21 protein-coding genes and 1 riboswitch are annotated in these 19,807 nt (G+C 68.1%); of the genes, 12 read left to right on the top strand and 9 right to left on the bottom strand.

What is annotated here, in order from left to right:
• Positions 1-175: 175 nt before the first annotated feature.
• Positions 176-1,048 (top strand): hypothetical protein, encoded by an 873-nt coding sequence (locus tag ACFVH5_RS03180; protein ID WP_385831624.1) that lies wholly within the window; start codon positions 176-178, stop codon positions 1,046-1,048.
• Between the two features lie 488 nt (positions 1,049-1,536).
• The gene (locus ACFVH5_RS03175; RefSeq protein WP_385831622.1) at positions 1,537-2,394 is read left to right on the top strand and encodes a Scr1 family TA system antitoxin-like transcriptional regulator; all 858 of its coding nucleotides are present in this window, start codon (positions 1,537-1,539) and stop codon (positions 2,392-2,394) included.
• A gap of 73 nt (positions 2,395-2,467) precedes the next feature.
• Here the strand turns inward: ACFVH5_RS03175 and ACFVH5_RS03170 are convergent, their stop codons facing one another.
• Both ACFVH5_RS03170 and thiC read right to left on the bottom strand, forming a co-directional pair.
• Positions 2,468-2,674: a DUF397 domain-containing protein gene (locus ACFVH5_RS03170; protein ID WP_385831620.1), complete on the bottom strand. Its 207-nt coding sequence runs from the start codon at positions 2,672-2,674 to the stop codon at positions 2,468-2,470.
• Positions 2,675-3,281: 607 nt separating this feature from the next.
• Positions 3,282-5,177 (bottom strand): phosphomethylpyrimidine synthase ThiC, encoded by a 1,896-nt coding sequence (gene thiC / locus ACFVH5_RS03165; protein ID WP_385831619.1) that lies wholly within the window; start codon positions 5,175-5,177, stop codon positions 3,282-3,284.
• A riboswitch (TPP riboswitch) is annotated at positions 5,170-5,326 on the bottom strand. It overlaps the preceding gene by 8 nt.
• A gap of 71 nt (positions 5,327-5,397) precedes the next feature.
• On the opposite strand from thiC, the gene ACFVH5_RS03160 reads away from it, so the two are divergent.
• Positions 5,398-6,882: a YibE/F family protein gene (locus ACFVH5_RS03160; protein WP_385831618.1), complete on the top strand. Its 1,485-nt coding sequence runs from the start codon at positions 5,398-5,400 to the stop codon at positions 6,880-6,882.
• A 12-nt stretch (positions 6,883-6,894) separates the two neighbouring features.
• On the opposite strand, the gene ACFVH5_RS03155 is transcribed toward ACFVH5_RS03160, so the two are convergent.
• From ACFVH5_RS03155 to ACFVH5_RS03140, 4 genes are all read right to left on the bottom strand, one after another.
• Entirely contained in the window at positions 6,895-7,335 is a 441-nt protein-coding gene (locus ACFVH5_RS03155) for an SsgA family sporulation/cell division regulator (protein WP_385831617.1), read from the bottom strand.
• 99 nt (positions 7,336-7,434) lie between these two features.
• Positions 7,435-8,238, bottom strand: coding sequence for an IclR family transcriptional regulator (locus tag ACFVH5_RS03150; protein ID WP_385831615.1), 804 nt, complete (start codon positions 8,236-8,238; stop codon positions 7,435-7,437).
• Positions 8,239-8,474: 236 nt separating this feature from the next.
• Positions 8,475-8,687, bottom strand: coding sequence for a DUF5326 family protein (locus ACFVH5_RS03145; protein WP_384807787.1), 213 nt, complete (start codon positions 8,685-8,687; stop codon positions 8,475-8,477).
• A 174-nt stretch (positions 8,688-8,861) separates the two neighbouring features.
• Positions 8,862-9,179, bottom strand: a complete 318-nt coding sequence (locus tag ACFVH5_RS03140; protein ID WP_384807789.1) for a cupin domain-containing protein — start codon at positions 9,177-9,179, stop codon at positions 8,862-8,864.
• A gap of 60 nt (positions 9,180-9,239) precedes the next feature.
• Between ACFVH5_RS03140 and ACFVH5_RS03135 the strand changes: the two genes are divergently transcribed.
• The 5 genes from ACFVH5_RS03135 to ACFVH5_RS03115 all read left to right on the top strand — a co-directional run bounded on the left by ACFVH5_RS03135 (position 9,240) and on the right by ACFVH5_RS03115 (position 12,939).
• Positions 9,240-9,617, top strand: coding sequence for a phage holin family protein (locus ACFVH5_RS03135; RefSeq protein ID WP_384807791.1), 378 nt, complete (start codon positions 9,240-9,242; stop codon positions 9,615-9,617).
• Between the two features lie 9 nt (positions 9,618-9,626).
• Entirely contained in the window at positions 9,627-10,118 is a 492-nt protein-coding gene (locus ACFVH5_RS03130) for a low molecular weight protein-tyrosine-phosphatase (RefSeq protein WP_385831613.1), read from the top strand.
• Entirely contained in the window at positions 10,115-11,269 is a 1,155-nt protein-coding gene (locus ACFVH5_RS03125; RefSeq protein ID WP_385831611.1) for a cystathionine gamma-lyase, read from the top strand. Before ACFVH5_RS03130 ends, ACFVH5_RS03125 begins: the two co-directional genes overlap by 4 nt.
• A 215-nt stretch (positions 11,270-11,484) precedes the next feature.
• Entirely contained in the window at positions 11,485-12,390 is a 906-nt protein-coding gene (locus tag ACFVH5_RS03120; RefSeq protein WP_385831609.1) for a LysR family transcriptional regulator, read from the top strand.
• Positions 12,391-12,456: 66 nt separating this feature from the next.
• Positions 12,457-12,939, top strand: coding sequence for an NUDIX domain-containing protein (locus ACFVH5_RS03115; protein ID WP_189771429.1), 483 nt, complete (start codon positions 12,457-12,459; stop codon positions 12,937-12,939).
• Positions 12,940-13,061: 122 nt separating this feature from the next.
• On the opposite strand, the gene ACFVH5_RS03110 is transcribed toward ACFVH5_RS03115, so the two are convergent.
• The gene (locus ACFVH5_RS03110; RefSeq protein ID WP_385831607.1) at positions 13,062-14,849 is read right to left on the bottom strand and encodes a globin domain-containing protein; all 1,788 of its coding nucleotides are present in this window, start codon (positions 14,847-14,849) and stop codon (positions 13,062-13,064) included.
• Between the two features lie 502 nt (positions 14,850-15,351).
• Between ACFVH5_RS03110 and ACFVH5_RS03105 the strand changes: the two genes are divergently transcribed.
• On the top strand, positions 15,352-15,888 hold the full coding sequence (locus ACFVH5_RS03105) for a DUF2269 family protein (protein ID WP_385831606.1): 537 nt from the start codon (positions 15,352-15,354) through the stop codon (positions 15,886-15,888).
• Between the two features lie 5 nt (positions 15,889-15,893).
• Entirely contained in the window at positions 15,894-16,760 is an 867-nt protein-coding gene (locus ACFVH5_RS03100) for a GNAT family N-acetyltransferase (RefSeq protein WP_385831604.1), read from the top strand.
• Between the two features lie 90 nt (positions 16,761-16,850).
• Here ACFVH5_RS03100 and ACFVH5_RS03095 read toward each other — a convergent pair whose 3' ends face one another.
• Both ACFVH5_RS03095 and ACFVH5_RS03090 read right to left on the bottom strand, forming a co-directional pair.
• A complete protein-coding gene (locus ACFVH5_RS03095) occupies positions 16,851-17,270 on the bottom strand; it encodes a heme-binding protein (RefSeq protein ID WP_385831602.1) in 420 nt (139 codons plus the stop codon).
• A gap of 54 nt (positions 17,271-17,324) precedes the next feature.
• The gene (locus ACFVH5_RS03090; protein ID WP_385831600.1) at positions 17,325-18,554 is read right to left on the bottom strand and encodes an MFS transporter; all 1,230 of its coding nucleotides are present in this window, start codon (positions 18,552-18,554) and stop codon (positions 17,325-17,327) included.
• A 139-nt stretch (positions 18,555-18,693) separates the two neighbouring features.
• Between ACFVH5_RS03090 and ACFVH5_RS03085 the strand changes: the two genes are divergently transcribed.
• Positions 18,694-19,158: a MarR family winged helix-turn-helix transcriptional regulator gene (locus tag ACFVH5_RS03085; RefSeq protein WP_385831599.1), complete on the top strand. Its 465-nt coding sequence runs from the start codon at positions 18,694-18,696 to the stop codon at positions 19,156-19,158.
• Positions 19,159-19,212: 54 nt separating this feature from the next.
• On the top strand, positions 19,213-19,665 hold the full coding sequence (locus tag ACFVH5_RS03080; RefSeq protein WP_385831597.1) for a GNAT family N-acetyltransferase: 453 nt from the start codon (positions 19,213-19,215) through the stop codon (positions 19,663-19,665).
• Positions 19,666-19,807 lie beyond the last annotated feature (142 nt).

The raw sequence follows: 19,807 nt of genomic DNA, 5'->3' as shown, positions 1-19,807 counted from the left end.
GGGCACACGTCCTGTGATGGAGGACGCGTGCGGTCCGGGGGCAAATTCTGGAAACCCCCTGTCACCCTGTGCCGTCATCGCTCTACCATCGGCTTATCCGTAGCAGGCTCCCCTCCGTTTCTGCCCGACGGCTCGTCAGCATGCCGAGCCACCCAGCCCTACGGAGCATCGGGGGATGCACATGAACAGCGTTCCGCAGCACCTGCTGAGCGAGGACCGCCAAGAGTACGAGCGGATCCTCGACGAGGCGCTGCGCTCCGCACCACACCGTCCGGAACTCGCCGCCGTGGGTCAGCGGCTCAACCCCGAGCAACTGCGCACGATGGCACTCAACGCCACCGCACTCATCACGGCGGCCGCGTCGAGCGAGTACCAGCACTATGTGAAGGTCCGCGAGGAACTGCGCCAGCCGGCGCCGTCCACCCCCCACGTCCGCGAAGGATCCGGCAGCACCTCGGATCCGGGCACGAGCGCGGTGGGGCTCGCCACCGCCATGGGGGAAGTCGCCGAGACCGCGGGGGCCGGTGCCGCCGCGGTCGTCGCCGTGCTCGCCCCGGTCCTCGCCGGCACCGCCGCGGCGATCTTCCTGCTCGTCGGCTACATCCTGAAGATGCTCGACCCCGAGCCGGGCATCGCACGGACCCTCCTCACCACCGGCTGGGTCTTCGGCGCCATCACGGCCGTCTCGATCCTGGTCGCCGCGGTCGGCCTGCTGCTCGCCGCCCTGCGCAACGGCGCCAGTTCGCTCCAGGCCGGGGTGCACGGCGAACGGAACGAGGAGGTCGCTCTGGCCAGGGAAGCCTGGCACGAAGCGCTCCTGGAGCGCGGCCTCATGCCGTTCCTCAGGGAGGCTCTCGCCGACCCGGGCACAGCGGCCCTCGGCCGGATGAAGCCGACGGAACCGGTCAGCCGGATGCCGCAGCTCGGCTACAACCGCCCGGGCTTCAGCAGCCCCGACGGGGGTGCCGGTGCGGGCCCCCGCCCCAGCTACTCGAGCCCGGACTTCAGCAGCCCGGACTTCGGGGGCCCGGAACACGCTCCGGAGTAGGGGCCGGACTGCGGACGGCGCGTGCGTCGGCAAGCGCCGGAAAGCTTCGGCAAGAATGATCGACGACGGGAATCCGTCGTCGATCTTTTCTTTTTTACGTTCCCCTCGATTATGTCGCCATATACGGCTCTCACGACCCCTGAGCCATTCATCGTCACACGGGTGAGAAAAGCGCTCCCCCGTAAATCGAGCCCCGTTGAGTGACTCTTCTGCACAGATTCGCAGGTGGGCTTGTTTTATCCGTGCGTGCACAGGATGCTATATGCCATGTGGCAATCAAGCAGTACGCAGTTCGCACCCGGGCAGGCAGGCTGGCAGCGTTGAGCCAGCGCACGCTGAGACATACGGCTGACCGAAGACTGGCGTTCAGGTCGACAGCAGACAGTGTCCTCACCATCCGCCGAGCAGCCGTAAGCGGTATGCCTGGCCGCCGTGAGGCCACTAGCCTACTGACGGACAACGCCATCTGCGTCAGGACGGAGACCTCGGTGCCACAGGAAGAGCCCGGATTCCAGCGTGCACGACTGCGCGACCGCCTCAAGAAGGCGAGGGAGAGCGCGGGGCTGAAGCAGCGTGAGGTGGCCGAGCAGCTGGACTGGTCACCCTCAAAGGTGATTCGCATCGAGGCCGGCACCGTCGGCGTGTCGGTCACGGACGTACGGGTGCTCGCGGAGCACTACGGGATCACCGACCAGGCACAGATCACGGCGCTGACCGGGATGGCACGCGAAGCTCGTCGGCCTCCGTGGTGGTCACCCTTCCGTACCTGGGTGACTCAGGAATTCGAAACGTATCTCGGATACGAAAGTTCCGCGTCAATCCTCAGAAGTTTTCAGCCGGATCTGGTACCAGGACTGCTGCAGACCGAGGAATATGCCCGAGAGATCCTCACACGCCTCAACACTGGCGCCGAGCGGACAGAGCAACTGCTGCAACTACGCCTTGAGCGGCAGGATCGACTCGTCCATTCCGATGGTCCCGAAATGTTTTTCATTATGGACGAATCGGTGATCAGGAGAACTGTGGGCTCACAGGAGACCATGAAGCGACAGTACGAAAAGTTGCTGGCAGTCAACGAAATGCCGAATGTAACAGTTCTTATCGCTCCGTTCAGCGCCGGAATCTACCGACAGTTCCGCACCACCTACATCCTCTTCCAATTCCCTGAGGATGAGGATGAAATGGTCGCTTACCTGGAGAACTCGAACGGCGACGTGATCTTCAGCGAGAAAGCTCTCGGCCGTACGTCCCAGCACCGGCCGACCGACTACCTGGACGACTTCTGGGAAGTTGAGAGGGAGGTTGCCAACGAGGTTTCGCGGGAGTTCCTGTTCGACCAGGGATAACGGCACATTGGGGAGCCCGTTACGAGGAACCTGGCAACAGTTCGAACTCTGCTTCCAGATAGACCCCGGTGTATTACGACCCGCTGTTCAGGATTCCCTGAGCACCGTTCAGCCCAACGAGAAAAGAGACCCAGGCATATGCGGTGACTTCGAGTACGGCCCCATCGGGGTGTCGCGAATCACGTACCGCTACATCTCCGATGAAGGCCACTTCAACGCATTCCGATGAGCCACTGGCCGAACTCTTTCGCCACCGCACCTGAGCACCATCGAGTCCCATGCATCCCCCACGCCTTCGCCTACGAAAGTGGCGACGCCAAGACAATTCGGCATCCAAATCAGTATGGGCGCCGCCATCAGCACTGCCAAGACGCACGTGGGCGCCCAGGTCATGCTGATAAATGGAGGTATATGGCTCGTAAACATAATAAAATGTCAGCCGGGCTGCGCAAACGGCTGGCCGAAAAGAAACCAAGATTATTCTGAATGAACACAGCAAAAGGGAGCCCTGCGACCCGGCCGGCAAGCTTCAGGTCGCGGACTCCCTTGCGCCAAGCACCCCCGTCTACGAAACCGAAAGGAGCTCTGCCATGGAGTCTACAGACTCCATCCCGGAGGGCTACTCACCACACAAGACCAGCTCAACGAACTGGAAGCAATGGGCGCGCTCCGCGGGCGCCAACGCATTCAAGGGAGCTTGCACGGCTCTTGGGGCCGGCGCAGTCTCCCTGCTGATCTGGTGGCTCGAAAAGCAATAGCGCACCTCTTTCACCACCGGCCCCACCCGCGTGTCGGACGGCCCGGATCACCGAGGTCCTGGAAATGATCGTCCAGGACCTCGGCATCGCAGCACCACGACCGTTCGGTCGGCCAAAGGTGAAGGAACCCTATTCGCTTGCAGCCATGGGCAGATAGACCCGGTTGCCCGCGGCGGCGAACTCCTTGGACTTCTGGAGCATCCCGTCGGCGACCTCTTCGGGTGTGGCCCCCGCGTCCGCCGTACCGCCGAACTGCTCGTTGATGCTGTGGCTGATCTTCATCGAGCAGAATTTCGGCCCGCACATGGAGCAGAAGTGCGCCGTCTTGGCCGGTTCGGCCGGCAGCGTCTCGTCGTGGAACTCCCGGGCGGTGTCGGGATCCAGGGCCAGGTTGAACTGGTCCTCCCAGCGGAACTCGAAGCGGGCGTCCGACAACGCGTCGTCCCACCCCTGGGCGCCCGGATGCCCCTTGGCGAGGTCCGCCGCGTGGGCCGCGATCTTGTAGGTGATGACGCCCGTCTTGACGTCGTCACGGTTGGGCAGGCCCAGGTGCTCCTTGGGCGTGACGTAGCAGAGCATCGCCGTGCCCCACCAGGCGATCATCGCGGCACCGATGCCGGAGGTGATGTGGTCGTACGCAGGCGCGATGTCGGTCGTCAGCGGGCCGAGCGTGTAGAACGGCGCCTCCTCGCAGATCTCCTGCTGAAGGTCGATGTTCTCCTTGATCTTGTGCATCGGGACATGTCCCGGGCCCTCGATCATGGTCTGCACGTGGAAACGCTTCGCGACCTTGTTGAGCTCTCCCAGGGTCCGCAACTCCGCGAACTGCGCGGCGTCGTTGGCGTCCGCGATCGACCCAGGCCGCAGCCCGTCGCCGAGCGAGTACGTGACGTCGTACGCGGCGAGGATCTCGCAGAGCTCCTCGAAGTGCTCGTACAGGAACGACTCCTTGTGGTGCGCCAGGCACCACGCCGCCATGATCGAGCCGCCGCGCGAGACGATGCCGGTCTTGCGGTTCGCGGTCAGCGGGACGTACGGCAGCCGCACACCCGCATGGACGGTCATGTAGTCCACGCCCTGTTCGGCCTGCTCGATGACCGTGTCCTTGTAGATCTCCCAGGTGAGTTCCTCGGCGCGTCCGTCGACCTTCTCCAGCGCCTGGTAGAGGGGGACCGTGCCGATGGGGACGGGGGAGTTGCGCAGCACCCACTCGCGGGTGGTGTGGATGTTGCGGCCGGTCGACAGGTCCATCACCGTGTCGGCGCCCCACCGCGTCGCCCAGGTCATCTTGTCGACCTCCTCCTCGATGGAGGAGGTGACCGCGGAGTTGCCGATGTTGGCGTTGACCTTCACCAGGAACCGCTTGCCGATGATCATCGGTTCGATCTCGGGGTGGTTGACGTTGGCCGGCAGCACGGCCCGGCCCGCCGCGATCTCCTCACGGACGACCTCGGGGTCGACGTTCTCCCGGATGGCCACGTACTCCATCTCCGGTGTGATCTCGCCCCGCCGCGCGTAGACGAGTTGGGTCACCGCCTGCCCGTCACGGCTCCGGCGGGGCAGCCGCGGACGCCCCGGGAAGACCGCGTCGAGGTTGCGCAGTCCGCCGCGCGGCGAGGTGTGCTTGATCCCGTCGTCCTCGGGGCTCACGGGACGGCCCGCGTACTCCTCGGTGTCGCCACGGGCGATGATCCAGTTGTCGCGCAGGGGCGTCAGACCCCTGCGCACATCGGTGTCGACGACCGGATCGGTGTACGGGCCGGAGGTGTCGTACAGGGTGACCGACTCGCCGTTGGTGAGATGCACCTGACGGACCGGCACCCGCAGATCGGGGCGCGAGCCCGCGACATACGCCTTGTGCCAGCCGATGGACTTCGCGGTTTCGGACTTCCCGGCTTCGCCGTTCCCGGGCGAAGCGGCTGCGCCGCCGTTCTCGGCCGCTGCGGACACCTCGGTGCCGTCGACCGGGGCGTGCGCCCCGCCCGTCTGGCTGGAGGCAGGCGTGCGTACGTCCTTGTTGGTCATGAGACCTACTCCCTACGCCGGCATTACCCGGTAACAGGTTCGGCGGTCGACGCAGCGTTTCCCGTCCGGCGATGTTCCACGTGAAACATCGCGGATACGGAGGTCAGCGCCCTCTCAGCCCGGTGCTCCGAGCTCCCGCGTGTGCAAAGGTGCTTCCACGCTAGCGTCACAATGGGCGCGGTGAACAGTGGGCCCCTCTCGTTCTTGCGATGATCGGTCGGTGACCACGACGCAACAGCCCCCACTTCCGCCGTCCGAACCGCCCCACGGACACGGCCACGACGGCCACGGTCACGGCGGGCCTGGACAGGGACCCCATGGCCCCGGAGGCGGTGGCGACCGGCCCGGCGGCGACGGTCCTGTCGGTGGCGGGCACGGCCACTCGCACAGTCATGGCCCCGCGGCTCCGGTCTCCATGCATCTGCGCAAGATCATCGCGGCGGTGCTGATTCCTTTCGCCGCGGCGGTCGTTGTCGGTCTCGCGGTGCTCTGGCCCGGCGGTGCCCCCGGTCATGAGCGCACGGGCGTCGGCTTCGACCGGCAGACCCAGCAGGCCAGCGTGACCAAGGTCGACAAGGTCGACTGCAAGTCCGTGAACGCCTCGGGCGGGACTCCGACCGGCGACACCTCGACGGCCGAGGGCTCATCGGCTCAGCAGCAGGACTCGGGCACCTGCAAGAAGGCGACGATCCGGGTCGACTCCGGCAAGGACAAGGGCCGTACCTTCACGGAGATCGTCCAGCCGGACTCCTCACGGCAGTTGGAGCAGGGCCAGGAGGTGATCGTGGCGTACGCGCCCGACGCCCCCAAGGAACTCCAGTACTCGGTCACCGATGTGAACCGAAAACTCCCCATGGCGCTGCTCGCCGGCATCTTCGCCCTCGCCGTGGTCGTGGTGGGCCGGATGCGCGGTGTCATGGCACTGATCGCCCTGGCCGTCAGCTTCCTGATCCTGACGTTCTTCATCCTGCCCGCGATCCTTCAGGGATCGAATCCGCTGGTCGTGGCGGTGGTCGGGGCCAGCGCCATCATGCTGATCGCGCTCTACATGTGCCACGGTCTCTCGGCCCGGACATCGGTCGCCGTACTGGGCACCCTGCTGTCCCTGGTGCTGATCGGACTGCTCGGCTCACTGTTCATCGACTGGGCCGCGCTGACCGGCAACACCGATGACAACACCGGCCTGATCCACGGTCTCTACCCGTCCATCGACATGAGCGGTCTGCTGCTCGCGGGTGTCATCATCGGTTCGCTCGGCGTGCTCGACGACGTCACGGTGACGCAGACGTCGGCGGTCTGGGAGCTGCACGAGGCCAACCCGACGATGGGCTGGCGCGGGCTGTACCGCGCGGGCATCCGCATCGGCCGCGACCACATCGCGTCCGTCGTCAACACGCTCGTCCTCGCCTACGCCGGCGCGGCGCTGCCTCTGCTGCTGCTCTTCTCCATCGCGCAGAGCAGCGTGGGGACCGTGGCCAACAGTGAACTGGTGGCCGCGGAGATCGTCCGCACCCTCGTCGGCTCGATCGGGCTGGTCGCCTCGGTTCCGGTCACCACGGCTCTCGCGGCCCTGGTGGTCTCGGCCGACCGCCCGGGTGACGCCGCCCCGGCCCAGCAGCCGCAGCCACAACAGCCTCAGCCGCAGGCCCAGTCGGGCTCGAAGGCGCCGCTGCGCGGTGGAAGCGGCCGTCGCCGCAAGCACTGAGCCCGCCCCGCGTCACCCCGTGCTCTGCTCCTCCGCCAGGATGCGGTCCAGGGCCTCGTCCAGATGGGTGTCGAAGTCGGCGAGGGAGCGCTCCTGACCCAGCGGGACCAGCCGGTCCGTACGGTCGAGGAACGCCAGCAGCGGCGCCGTACCGCACCGGAACAGGGCCTGGTCGACGCCCACCTGGAGCCGGATCAGCACATCGCCGAAGCCCTCGGAGTCCGAGGGAGTGATGTGCACGTCTCCGTCCCCGCACGGTCGGCCCACCCCGTCGATCAGCAACTCCCGGCCGAAGGCCCAGGTCACCGGAGCGTCGCCGGGCAGGTGGAAGGTCAGACGCACGGCATAGGGATCACAGGTCTCGTAACGCAGCTCCACCGGAATGCGGAAGGAGAGCTCCTCCAAGACGACGAAGCTCATCATGACCTCTGCCTGTACTACCGACTCGCGCATCGCCTACCCCGTCGTTTGCCGTCCATGGCCGGGAATCGTCCACCCAAACACTTCTGGCATCTTGCTTAACGTGTACACCAGATCACAAGGAGTGAGTTTTCAGATGCTGATAGAGACCGCGAGTGTCCCCAGCAGCGTGTCGATCTCACCCTGCAGTCGCCGTGCTGCGGGCAGCAGCCGTTCTGCCTGGTGGGACGGCATGGAGATGGCCACCGTGGCGGCCGTGCTGCCCAGTGTGAGCGGGATCGCGGCGCAGACCGTGCCCAGCGCGTACTCCTGACGTTCGATCACCGGCTGCATGCGTCCGGTCGATTCGAGACGGCGAATCATGGTCTGATCGTCACGCACCGTGTACGGCGTGACGGATCGCACGGGATAGCGGTCGAGGTGGTTCCTGCGCCCTTCCCTGTCGAGCTGGGACAGCAGACACTGGCCGATCGCGTGCGCGTGCCCCGTTTCCCTGAAGTCCGCCCACTCCGCGACCGCGGGATTGCCCGGGGTGTCGGCGACGCACTCGACCTCGATCTCCCCGCCGCGGTAGACCGCGTAGTAGACGGGCGCACCGATCGAATCGCGCCAGCTTCCCAGGGCGTCGGCGATGGTGCTGCGACGTTTCTGCTGGGCTCCGCTGCGGCTCAGCCGCTCGGCCGCCTCGCCGAGGAAGAACAACCCCTTCTCGCGGCGCAGATATCCCTCGTGCACCAGAGTGCGCAGCAGGTGGTACGCCGTGGGGAGAGCGAGTCCGGCCTCGCGGGCCAGCAGCTTCGCGGGCGCTCCGTGCTCATGACGCGCGACGGACTCCAGAAGACGCATCGCCCGCCGCACCGAACCGATGAGGGTCGTGGGATGCGGCTCGGAGGCCGAAACCTTCGGTCCTGCGGGTGCGGTGTCCACCGTGGCCAAAGGTCACTCCCGAAGCGCGAGGGGGCCGCCCGTGCGAGGGTGACACGGGAGGGTTCGAAACGCCGCTCACGAGGATCAACGCCGCGGCGAGTTCCGGACTTTAACCGTCTGCCACCGATCGCCGACGACATGCCTCGAAAACTTCCCCCACCCGAGGGAACCGACGGCTCCCTGCAGCGGTGAGGGCCTGCCCGACGGCGGGGCCCGGCGGATCATCTGTCCCCCGCGCCACCCGACTACCAGTCGCTCCTCGACGAGGAGCCCGACATGAACTTCCGTACGACGTAGACCAGTCCGCCGACCAGTGCCACGAAGAGCAGCAGCTTGAAGAGCAGGCCGATCACGAATCCGACGACACTGGCTATCAGGCCGCCGAACACGACCAGAGCGATGACCGGCACCGCGACCCACTTAACCCACCACGGCATCCCCGCGAAGATCTCTCGCATCGCCCTTGTTCCTTGTCTCTCTGCCCGTTTCCGAGGGCTGTCCCTGATCGTCCCCGCCGTGCCGGCGGGCCACGAATGTCCTGCCTCGATGCTAGGCGCGGCAGGGGTGCCGGCGGGGGCCTCGCACCCCTTGTCTGCCCCTGAGCGTTCCCCTAGGGAACCCTGAGGCGGACGTCAGCTCTCCGGCGGAGAGAAGACCACGACGACCCGCAGATCCTCGCTGATGTGGTGGAACTTGTGCGCCACCCCCGCGGGTACGTACACGACGCTGCCGCGCGCCACCTGGGTCGTCTCCATGCCGACCGTGATCGCGGCACGGCCGCTCACGACGAGGTACACCTCGTCCTGGCTGTGGGGCTGCTGCGGGTCCTGCGCGCCCGCGTCCAGCGCGTACAGGCCGACCGACATGTTCTTCTCGCGCAGGAACTGGAGGTACGCGCCGTCGTTGGCGGCGCGCTCCGCCTCCAGTTCGTCCAGCCGGAATGCCTTCATCGCTCTGGTCCGCCCTTGCCCCGCTGCTCGTATCCGATCTCTTCTGTCACGATCACACACATGAAGAATTTCGTAGTCAAGACGATCGCCAACGCGGGCGCCCTGGCAGTGGCGGTGTGGCTGCTCGACAAGATCACCCTGAGCGGTGACAGCAAGGGCAAGGAGATCGGCACGCTGCTGCTCGTAGCGCTGCTGTTCGGACTGGTGAACTTCCTGGTCAAGCCGGTCGTGAAGGTCCTCACCTTCCCGCTGTTCATCCTCACGCTCGGCCTGATCACGCTGGTGGTCAACGCCCTGATGCTGCTGCTCACCTCGTGGCTGGCGGACAAGCTCGACCTGAGCTTCCACGTCGACGGTTTCTGGACCGCCGTCCTGGGCGGCCTGATCATCTCGGTCGTCTCCTGGGCCCTGAACGTCGTCCTTCCCGACGAGGACTGAGCGACCCCGATGCCCTATCGCGTGTGCTTCGTATGCACCGGCAACATATGCCGCTCCCCGATGGCCGAATCCGTCTTCCGCGCACGGGTGGCCGAGGCGGGCCTCGACGGTCTGGTCGAGGTGGACAGCGCGGGTACCGACGGCTGGCACGAGGGTGACGGCGCCGACCCGCGCACCGTCTCCGTGCTGGAGGTGAACGGCTACGGCAGCGGCCATGCGGCCCGCCGGTTCCGGCCCGACTGGTTCTCCCGGCTCGACCTGGTGATAGCCCTCGACTCCGGCCACCTCAAAGCCCTGCGCCACCTCGCGCCGACCCCGGCCGACGCCGGGAAGGTCCGGCTGCTGCGCTCGTACGACACCGCCGCCGGCGCCGATCTCGACGTACCTGATCCCTATTACGGGGGGATGGACGGTTTCGAGGAGTGTCTTGAGATGGTGGAGGCGGCGAGCACCGGACTGCTCGCCGCTGTACGCGAGCAAGTGGAGGAACAGGCGGCATGACGAATTCTTTCGAGGAAGCGGGTTCCGAGGGAGTGGGTGACGGCACACGTACCGTGCGGGCGGGGCTGCCCGAGCCGGTCAAGCACGAGCCGACCCTCCCCGGCCCGGTCTTCGCCGCCCATTTCCATCTGCCGGGCGAGCCCACCGGCGCCTACACCTACGGACGCGACGAGAACCCGACCTGGACCCACCTGGAGCGCGCCATCGGCGAGCTGGAGGCTCCGGGCCGGGACGGCGTCGAGACGCTGGTCTTCGCCTCCGGCATGGCCGCCATCTCGGCCGTCCTGTTCTCCCAGCTGAGCGCCGGCGACACGGTCGTGCTGCCCGACGACGGCTACCAGGTCCTGCCGCTCGTACGCGGACAGCTGGAGGCGTACGGCATCGAGGTGCGCACGGCGCCGACCGGCGGCGACGCCCAGCTCGACGTCCTCGACGGAGCGAAGCTGCTGTGGATCGAGACCCCGTCGAACCCGGGTCTCGACGTGTGCGACGTGCGACGGCTCGTCGAGGCCGCCCATGCGCGCGGCACGCTCGTCGCCGTCGACAACACCCTGGCGACGCCGCTCGGACAGCGGCCGCTGGAGCTGGGCGCCGACTTCTCCGTGGCCAGTGGCACCAAGCAGCTCACGGGGCACGGAGACGTCCTCCTGGGGTACGTCACGGGCGTCGACGCCGCGGCGATGGCCTCCGTACGGCGCTGGCGCAAGATCGTCGGGGCGATCCCGGGTCCCATGGAGGCATGGCTCGCGCACCGATCGCTCGCCACGCTGCAGATGCGCGTGGACCGGCAGAACGCGAGCGCCCAGGTGATCGCCGAGACACTGCGGGACTGGCCCGAGGAGCTCGGGGTCCGTTATCCCGGACTGCCCGACGACCCTTCGCACACGATCGCCTCGCAGCAGATGCGGCGCTTCGGGTGCGTGGTGTCGTTCACCCTGCCCACGCGCGCGCGTGCCGACCGTTTCCTCGACGCGCTGCGGCTCGTGGACGACGCGACGAGCTTCGGCGGGGTGCGGTCGACCGCCGAGCGGCGCGGGCGCTGGGGCGGCGACGCGGTCCCGGAGGGCTTCATCCGTTTCTCGGTCGGCGCCGAGGACCCGGAGGATCTGGTGGCCGATGTCCGGCGGGCGCTCGACGCGTCCGCGAAGTGAGCCCCTGCTGAGTGACCGGCCAGTAGCGGCACTACGCACAACGGACGGTCCGAGCCTCCCCCCTCGTGGCTCGGACCGCCCCGGTTCTCTGCGCTAAGAACCGCGCGAACAAGGCTAGTTGACTCTGTGTCAGTGTCCAATCACGGTAGCGACAGGGGGCTATCGACTTATTTATAGTTGGGGGCTTCCGGCACGCTGGAGATCGAAGGGAAGCCATGGATCTGGCCCTGCTGCGGACCTTTGTGACCGTGCATCGGGCCGGCTCCTTCACCCGCGCCGCCGCCCTGCTCGGCCTCTCCCAGCCGGCCGTCACCTCACAGATCCGCACGCTGGAACGGCAGCTGGGACGCCCCCTGTTCCTGCGCCAGGCCCGCGGGGTGACCCCCACCACCATCGGGGACGAACTCGCCCACAAGGCCGCCCCGCATCTCGACGCCCTCGTGGAGATCACCGAGACCGGCCTCGACGCGGACTCCTCCGTACGCACCCTCCATCTCGCCGGGCCACCGGAGTTCACCGCCGAGCGCGCGCTGCCCGCACTCACCGAGCTGATCGGCGACGACGGCCACGGCTTCGCGCTGCGGGCCTCCTTCGGCAATGCGGAGGAAACGCTGGAAGGGCTCGCTGCCGGGCATCACGATCTGGCCATCAGCACGGCACGCCCGCGGGGCTCCCTGCTCACCGCGACTCCGCTCTGCGACGAGGAGCACATGCTGGTCGCCGCCCCGCGCTGGATCGCCCGTATCGACTCCGACACGTTACGGCTCCAGGGCGCGCCGGCCCTGGAGAACCTGCCCGTGGTCGAGGTGCACGAGTCGCTGCCGTTCATCGCCCGCTACTGGGCTTCCGTCTTCGACTCCCTGCCCGCCGCGTCGGGCACCGTCATCGTTCCCGACCTTCGGGCCGTGCTCGCCTGCGCCACCACCGGCGCGGGACTCGCGGTCCTGCCGCGCTATCTGTGCGGACCGGCTCTTGAGCGGGGCGACGTGGTGGCGCTGAGCGAACCGACGGTCCCGCCCCTTCGTACATACTTCCTGGTCGTACGGACCGGCACATTGGCCATGCCGCATATCGCGCGGGCTCACGAGTGGCTGATGCGTGCCGCTACCGGCTGGTCGTGACGCAGAAGCGCCGCCTGGTCCGGGCGGCGATGTTTCACGTGGAACCAACCGGGCCACATTCCTCCCATGACCGACCGACCCGTGGTCAAGCGCACCGCCCGGGCCGTCCTGCTGGACGGCGACGACTTGATCTTGATCAAGCGGACCAAACCCGGCGTCGATCCCTACTGGCTGACGCCCGGCGGCGGCGTCGAGCCCGAGGACACGACCGTCGTCGACGCGCTCCACCGTGAAGTGCACGAGGAACTCGGCGCCAAGATCACCGATGTCGTGCCGTGCTTCGTCGACACCGTCGAGCACATCGGCGAGGACAGCAGCTCGACCGGGGTGAAGGTGCAGCACTTCTTCGTCTGCCACCTGGAATCCATGGATCCCTCGCTCCGCCATGGCCCCGAGATCGAAGAGCCCTGCGGCGACTACGAGATCGTGCGCATCCCCTTCACGCGCGTGGGCATCGCCTCCGTCCACCTCGTACCGCTGTCGCTGCGGCACTATCTCGACGGGAACATCGAGGGCGTACGGGCGATGCAGGCACCCGACTTGGGCTGACGCCCAGCGGGCAATCCCGCTGGTTGCCCTCTGGATGCCCCGCTGACGCGAGCCGGGGCCTGGGCCTGGGTCCGGCCCCGTCGGGTTCCGACGGGTCCCGACGGGTCCCGTCCGGACCGGTGTCAGTCGCGTGCGGCTACCAGGTCCTCCACCGCGTCGTGACGGATCCGTGCCGACGGGATACCGATGTCCCGGAGTGCGTCCACGCCGTTGCGGATCATGCCGGGCGGACCCGAGAGATAGGCGTCGTACTCGTTCCACGGGCCGTATTCGCGGACCGCGTCGGGCAGTTGGAGATGTGCCTGCTGGTCGACGATGGGACGCACCGAGAGCCATGAGTGGCTCTGCTGGAGCCGGAGCATGGTGTCGATGTCGTACAGGTCGTGATCGGTGCGGGCCCCGTAGAAGACCTCGACCGGGCGCCTCTGCCCGTGCTCGGCGACGTCCTCGACCAGTGCCTTGATCGGCGCGATGCCGGTGCCGCCGCCCAGGCAGAGCAGTCCGCTGTCGGTGGTGTGGTCGACGGTCATCGAGCCCGCGGGCGGTCCGAGCCTGACGATGTCGCCGGGGCGGGCCCGGTGCACCAGCGCGCTGGAGACCCAGCCCGCCGGAACCGCCTTCACGTGGAACGACAGCAGGCCGTCCGAGCGGGGCGCGGAGGCGAACGAGTAGTGCCGCCAGACGCGGGGCCACCACGGGGTCTCCAGGCTCGCGTACTGGCCGGCGAGGAAGGGGTACGGCTGATCGGGGCGGACCGTGACGACAGCGACGTCCGGGGTCCTCAGATCGTGCGAGATCACCTCGGCGTACCACCAGGCCGGCGCGCGCAGTTCGTCCGCCGCGGCGGCGTCGATCATGACCTGGGAGATCTTCGTGTACGCCCTGACCCAGGCCGCCTCGGTCTCCCCGTCCCAGACCGTCCGGGCGAACCGGCTGAGCGCGCCGAGGAGGCACTCCCCGACGGCGGGGTAGTGCTCGGGGCGTGTGCCGTACTTGCGGTGGCCGCGGCCGAGGTTCTGCAGATACGAGACCAGGACCTCGGTGTTGTCGATGTGTTCGGCCGCTGTCAGCAGGGCCTTGAGCAGCCGGTCCCGCTGGGTGTCCATCGCGGCCGGGAACAGGGGGCGCAGGTCGGGATGGCGGACGAAGAGCAGCGCGTAGAAGTACGAGGTGACCTTGTCGGCGACGGGCGCCACCTCGGCCATGGTGCGGCGGATGAGGACGGCGTCGGGGGAAGCGGGCCTCGCGGGGGCTTGCACGGGCGCGGGCACGGAGTCGGGGGCGGGCGCGGAGGCCGCTGTGGGGGCTGCTGTGGGGGCCTGGACCGGAGTGGGGGCGGCTGGTGTGGGGGCCGCGAAGTGAGGGGGCCGTCGGCCGAGGACGGCGTGCTCGTGGTCAGGATGTTCAAGGCCCGGATGTTCAAGGCCCGGATTCGGCGGAGGGGGAGGGCCGTTGTGCGTCACCGCGAGGGGTGTCGCCTCGCGTGTCGCCTGCGGCGGCACCGACGCGACGGCACGAGCTGGGCCTTCGCTCCCGCCGGGGGCGCCTTCGCGGCCGGAGCCAGGGCCCGGGCCGAGGTCGGGGCCGGGGCCGGTTCGGGCGGCATCGATTCGGCCGGCGTCGGTTCGGGCGGCATCGATTCGGCCGGCGTCGGTTCGATCCGGGCCCGGTCCGGGCTCCGCCTTCGGGGGTATTCGCCGCGGTGTCGCGTCGCCCTCTCCCGTCGCGGACCTGCGGACGGGCCGCAACGCGGCCAGGCGCCGCCCCTCGGTCGCCCCCTGCTCGCCGCCCGCGGGCGGGTCCGGTGGCGTGTGCGGTGTGAACCAGCCGCCTCCGCCGCCACCCCCTGAAGTGCCGTTGTCGGCCGACGTGGTGGTCGGAGCGTCCATGCTGTGCCTCGCCTCGAACATCTTTCGGTCGGTCTGCGCACCTCCTCGATCGGAAGATGCCTGCTTTCCCCCCGCAGACTGCTTACTTCGCCCCGTTCCGTCCTGTCGGCCAATGCGCCCATAGTGGACCGCGTCATCGCACACTGGGGACAAGTGAGCCGAGAATGTGACATTGGCCGCACTACAGCCACGTCAGCATCCCACCCAATACCACCAGCCGGTCGCGTAACCGGAAATGCGGGTCTTCGATCTTTCTGTCCCGTTAGGCTGTATTGCCCTGCGATCGCCCCGACATGATGTGCGGACACCTTGTCGGACACGAACCGGAGTCGACCATACCGGCCGCGGTCCGACGCACAAGTCCCCGCTTCCTTACGTCAGGAATTGCGTGGTGGACGTCTCACCAATTCTTTCAATTCCCGGGCGGCGCAAGCCAATTCACAGGGCGTACGCCGAGGCTAGTACGCGGGGTTACTCCCGCCGTCAGATGTCATAGCCGCTCGCGCCCAGCACGGTGTTTCACGTGAAACTAAGCCGCCCCGCGCGCCGGGCCAACCTCGTCGTCCATGTAGCCGCGTCCGCGTGCTGGCTCGGGCTCACGCTCGGGCTGCTCGCCCTGGGAATCACCGCGACCACCACCGGGTCCGCGATGACCGTGGAAGCCTCTGTCCGCGCCATGAAGACCTTTGCCGACTGGCTTCTGCTCCCCCTCGCGTTTCTCACGTTCCTCACCGGCCTGGTGCTGTCCCTGGGCACGCCGTGGGGGCTGGCGAAGCACCGGTGGGTCTACACGAAGTTCTGGCTGACTCTGGCCACTGCCACGGCCACCGTTCTCGCCCTGCGCCCCGGGGTCGACACCGCGGTCGCCGCGGTGTCGGACGGAGGGCCGCTGCCCGACCCCGGTGACGTCCTGTTCGGACCGATCGTCTCGCTGTGCGCGTATCTCTTCATGACGGTGATCTCGCTCCTCAAGCCCTGGGGGCTGACCCGGCGTGGGCAAAGGATGCGTACGGCCGCCCGCAAACCGGTGGACGCGGAAGCCGCCCGTCGGACAGCCTGACCTGCGTGCCGACTCCTTCCGCCGCCGCTCTGCCCATCCGCCGTCTGACGCCTCGCGATCTCTCCGCCTGCGCCGACCTCTCCGAGAACCGGAACTGGCCCCGCGAGGAACACAAGTGGGGTCTGCTGCTCGCGGCCAGCACGGGCTACGGCATCGACGACCCCGGCGGAGGCCTTGTCGCCGCCTGTGTCGTGACCGCTTACGGGCCCCGGGAACAGCCGGATCTGACAGCCATCGGCATGGTGCTGGTCGCCGAGCGGTACGCCCGCCAGGGCATCGGGCGCCGCTTTATGCGCCATGTCGTGGCCGAGCTGGGGACCACCCCGGTGACCCTGCACGCGACGCCGTACGGGCGCCCTCTGTACGAGGAACTGGGCTTCAAGACCATCGGGCGTGCCGAGATGGTCCGTGGCCGCTTCAATCCTGTGGGACCGGAGCCCGAGGTGGCCACGCGCGCGGCCACGGCCGAGGATCTCGTCACGATCCTCCGCCTCGACGAGGAGGTCTTCGGCACGGACCGGACCCACATGATCACGCGGCTGCCCGCTTTCTCCGACCAACTGCGCGTCGCCGAGGAGGACGGCCGGATCATCGGGTACGCGGCCGCCTGGCCCAACATGGACAGCCATGTCGTGGGCCCGCTGATCGCCCGGGACACCGAGACGGCGAAGGCGCTCATCGCCTCGCTGGCCTCGCGTACCGACCGTCCCCTGCGCACGGACATCGATGTACGCCATGAGGAACTGCTGGCGTGGGTCAAGGAGCGCGGGCTCGCCTCCCTGAGTTTCAACGCGGTCATGACGTACGGCATCGGGGAGTTGCCCGGCGACTGGACGCGGCGGTTCGCTCCGCTCACCGTGGCCGCGGGCTGAACCCGGCGACACGGACTGAACCGCGCGAACCGCCCGCTCTGGGATGAGCGAGCGGTTCGTCGGTACGGGGCGATTCGGGCGCCTGCCCTTCTAGGCGAGGGTCCGCAGCGCCGCGGTGGCGAAGCCGTGGTCCTGCTCCGGGGCGCCGCCACCGACGCCGATGGCGCCGATCAGGCGGCCGTCGCGGTGGACCGGCACACCGCCGGCGATGAACAGGAGCGGGCGGTCGAGCGCGGTCGGCAGGGTGTGGAAGAGCCCTCCGGGCTGGACCGCCTCGACGAGATCCGCGGTGGGAGTGCCGAGCTGCAGCGCCGTGTAGGCCTTGCGGGTGCTGGTCTCGCCCGAGATCAGGACCGCCCGGTCGTCCCGCCGGAAGGCGAGCAGGTGGCCGCCCGCGTCGAGGACCGTGACGCTGACCTTGACGTCCGCGGCTTCGGCGGCACGACGGGCGGCCGTGACGAGCGCCTCGGCGTCCTGGATGGTCAGCGGGGTGACGATGGTGGTGCTCATGAGGGGTTTCTCCTTGCGAGACGGTGCGGTGCGGGGGGGGGGTGCGGCCGACGCTCAGTTGTGGGCGACGGCCTGCTGCTGCACGGAGTGCGCCTGTTCCGCCTTCACGGCGACGACCGGGGCGGCGGAGTCGGCCGGGTCGGCGCGGCGCTCCAGTGCGGCCGAGAGGACCGCAAGCAGCAGGGCGGCGGCGGCCAGGACGGCGCCGACCCAGTTGGGGGCGGTGTAGCCCAGGCCAGCCGCGATCACGACGCCACCGAGCCAGGCCGAGAGGGCGTTGCCGAGGTTGAAGGCACCGATGTTCACGGCGGAGGCGAGGGTCGGGGCGCCGTGCGCCTGGTCGAGCACCCGCTTCTGCAGCGGCGGAACGGTGGCGAACCCGAGGGCTCCGATCAGCGTGATGGTCACGGCCGCAGCGATCTTGTTGTGCGCGGTGAGGGTGAACAGGGCGAGTACGACCGCGAGGGCGCCCAGTGACACGTACAGCATCGGCATCAGGGCGCGGTCGGCGAACCTGCCGCCGACGAGGTTGCCGCCGACCATGCCGAGGCCGAAGAGGACGAGCAGCCAGGTGACGGAGCCGTCGGCGTAACCGGTGACGTTGGTCATCATCGGCGCGATGTAGGTGATCGCCGCGAAGACTCCGCCGAAGCCGAGCACGGTCATCGCCATGGCGAGCAGGACCTGGACGTTCTTGAAGGCGGCCAGTTCGTGCCGCAGGTGCACGCCTTCGGGCTTGGGCATGTCGGGTACCAGCCTGGCGATGCCGGCCAGGCCGAGGACGCCCAGCGCGGCGACGACCGTGAAGGTCACGCGCCAGCCGGCGGACTGCCCGATGAGGGTGCCCAGCGGTACGCCGACGACGTTGGCGACGGTCAGACCGGTGAACATCATCGCGATGGCGCCGGCCTTCTTGTCCGGCGCGACCAGGTCGGCGGCGACGACCGAGCCGATGCCGAAGAAGGCACCGTGCGCGAGCGAGGCGATCACGCGTCCGATCAGCATGACGGTGAAGGTGGGGGCGACCGCGGAGATCAGGTTGCCGACGATGAAGAGCCCCATCAGCAGCATCAGCATCCGCTTGCGGGAGATCTTGGTGCCGAGCACGGTCATGAGGGGCGCGCCGAACATGACTCCGAGCGCGTAGCCGGTCACGAGGAAACCCGCGGTGGGGATGGAGACACCGAAGTCGCCGGCGACCTCGGGCAGCAAGCCCATGATCACGAATTCGGTGGTTCCGATTCCGAAGGCCCCGATCGCGAGGGCCAGAAGCGCGAGAGGCATGGGGGACGACCTTCCCAGAAGATTGCAGGAGCGCCTTACGTGCGTTCACAATAGTTGCAGACGCGGGTTAAGTGCAAGCGCAGGATATTGCGGTCGTGCCCTATCCTGGTGTCAGCCACTCCGGGACGGAGGAAATGCCATGACAGCGACGGACCCCGCGCTCACCGCTCTCGCCCAGGGCTGGTGCGCCCTCTCTCTGCTGCACGGGAGGATCGAGGCGCACATCGAACGAGCCCTGCAGACGCGGCACGGTCTGAGCGTGCGCGAGTACTCGCTCCTCGACGTCCTCAGCCGCCAGCACGACGGCGACGGCGGCCATCTGCAGATGAAGCAGGTCGCCGACGCGGTCGTCCTCAGCCAGAGCGCCACCACCCGGCTGGTGACCCGGCTGGAGGACCGGGGCCTGCTCTCCCGCTACCTGTGCCCCACCGACCGCCGCGGCATCTACACGAACGTCAGCGAGGCGGGGCTCACGCTTCTGGAGGAGGCCCGGCCCACCAACGACGCGGCCCTGCGGGAAGCGCTGGACGAGGCCGCCAGGAGCCCCGAGCTGGCCCCGCTGGTCCGCGTCGTGGAGTCGGCGAGCCTGCCCGCGCCCGCGTAGGCAGGCCCACCACGGACGCGGCTGCGCCGTTCTCGCTCTGCATAGGCTGACGCCATGGGAGATCTTGAGATACGCCCCGCGGTCGCCGACGACATCCCCGCGATCGTCGGGATGCTCGCCGACGACCCGCTGGGCTCGCAGCGTGAGTCACCGGACGACCTGACGCCGTACCTGGCCGCGCTGGAACGTCTCAGCAAAGATCCCAACCAGCACGTGGTCGTCGCTGTGCGGGAGGGCCGGGTCGTCGGCACACTTCAGCTGACGATCGTTCCCGGGCTGTCCCGCAAGGGAGCGACCCGCTCGATCATCGAAGCCGTACGCGTCCATGCCGACGAGCGGGGCAGTGGTCTGGGCACCCGCTTCATCGAATGGGCCGTGGACCGCTCCCGGAGCGAGGGCTGCCAGTTGGTACAGCTGACGTCGGACGCCACCCGGACGGATGCTCACCGGTTCTACGAGCGTCTCGGCTTCACGGCGTCGCACGTCGGGTTCAAGCTGCAGCTCTGAGGCCCGTCCCGGCGAAACCGGGTCATGGATCACGACATTGCACGGCATGCCGGGGGGCGGGGAATTAAAGTCAAGAAGTCGAGAAACCCCACCTTCAAAACAAAGCGCTCCCGACCGATCCCGGAGACAAAATCCACAGCGA

The organism is Streptomyces sp. NPDC127119 (genome assembly GCF_042677425.1).
Lineage (GTDB): Bacteria > Actinomycetota > Actinomycetes > Streptomycetales > Streptomycetaceae > Streptomyces.
This window is presented reverse-complemented; position numbering and strand designations above follow the sequence as displayed.

Bases quoted from the DNA above. Each gene is read 5' to 3' on its own strand.
- ACFVH5_RS03180 (WP_385831624.1), top strand. From the start codon at position 176: ATGCACATGAACAGCGTTCCGCAGCACCTGCTGAGCGAGGACCGCCAA.
- ACFVH5_RS03170 (WP_385831620.1), bottom strand. From the start codon at position 2,674: ATGGGACTCGATGGTGCTCAGGTGCGGTGGCGAAAGAGTTCGGCCAGT.
- thiC (WP_385831619.1), bottom strand. From the start codon at position 5,177: ATGACCAACAAGGACGTACGCACGCCTGCCTCCAGCCAGACGGGCGGG.
- ACFVH5_RS03155 (WP_385831617.1), bottom strand. From the start codon at position 7,335: ATGCGCGAGTCGGTAGTACAGGCAGAGGTCATGATGAGCTTCGTCGTC.
- ACFVH5_RS03145 (WP_384807787.1), bottom strand. From the start codon at position 8,687: ATGCGAGAGATCTTCGCGGGGATGCCGTGGTGGGTTAAGTGGGTCGCG.
- ACFVH5_RS03140 (WP_384807789.1), bottom strand. From the start codon at position 9,179: ATGAAGGCATTCCGGCTGGACGAACTGGAGGCGGAGCGCGCCGCCAAC.
- ACFVH5_RS03135 (WP_384807791.1), top strand. From the start codon at position 9,240: ATGAAGAATTTCGTAGTCAAGACGATCGCCAACGCGGGCGCCCTGGCA.
- ACFVH5_RS03130 (WP_385831613.1), top strand. From the start codon at position 9,627: ATGCCCTATCGCGTGTGCTTCGTATGCACCGGCAACATATGCCGCTCC.
- ACFVH5_RS03125 (WP_385831611.1), top strand. From the start codon at position 10,115: ATGACGAATTCTTTCGAGGAAGCGGGTTCCGAGGGAGTGGGTGACGGC.
- ACFVH5_RS03120 (WP_385831609.1), top strand. From the start codon at position 11,485: ATGGATCTGGCCCTGCTGCGGACCTTTGTGACCGTGCATCGGGCCGGC.
- ACFVH5_RS03115 (WP_189771429.1), top strand. From the start codon at position 12,457: ATGACCGACCGACCCGTGGTCAAGCGCACCGCCCGGGCCGTCCTGCTG.
- ACFVH5_RS03110 (WP_385831607.1), bottom strand. From the start codon at position 14,849: ATGTTCGAGGCGAGGCACAGCATGGACGCTCCGACCACCACGTCGGCC.
- ACFVH5_RS03095 (WP_385831602.1), bottom strand. From the start codon at position 17,270: ATGAGCACCACCATCGTCACCCCGCTGACCATCCAGGACGCCGAGGCG.
- ACFVH5_RS03090 (WP_385831600.1), bottom strand. From the start codon at position 18,554: ATGCCTCTCGCGCTTCTGGCCCTCGCGATCGGGGCCTTCGGAATCGGA.
- ACFVH5_RS03085 (WP_385831599.1), top strand. From the start codon at position 18,694: ATGACAGCGACGGACCCCGCGCTCACCGCTCTCGCCCAGGGCTGGTGC.
- ACFVH5_RS03080 (WP_385831597.1), top strand. From the start codon at position 19,213: ATGGGAGATCTTGAGATACGCCCCGCGGTCGCCGACGACATCCCCGCG.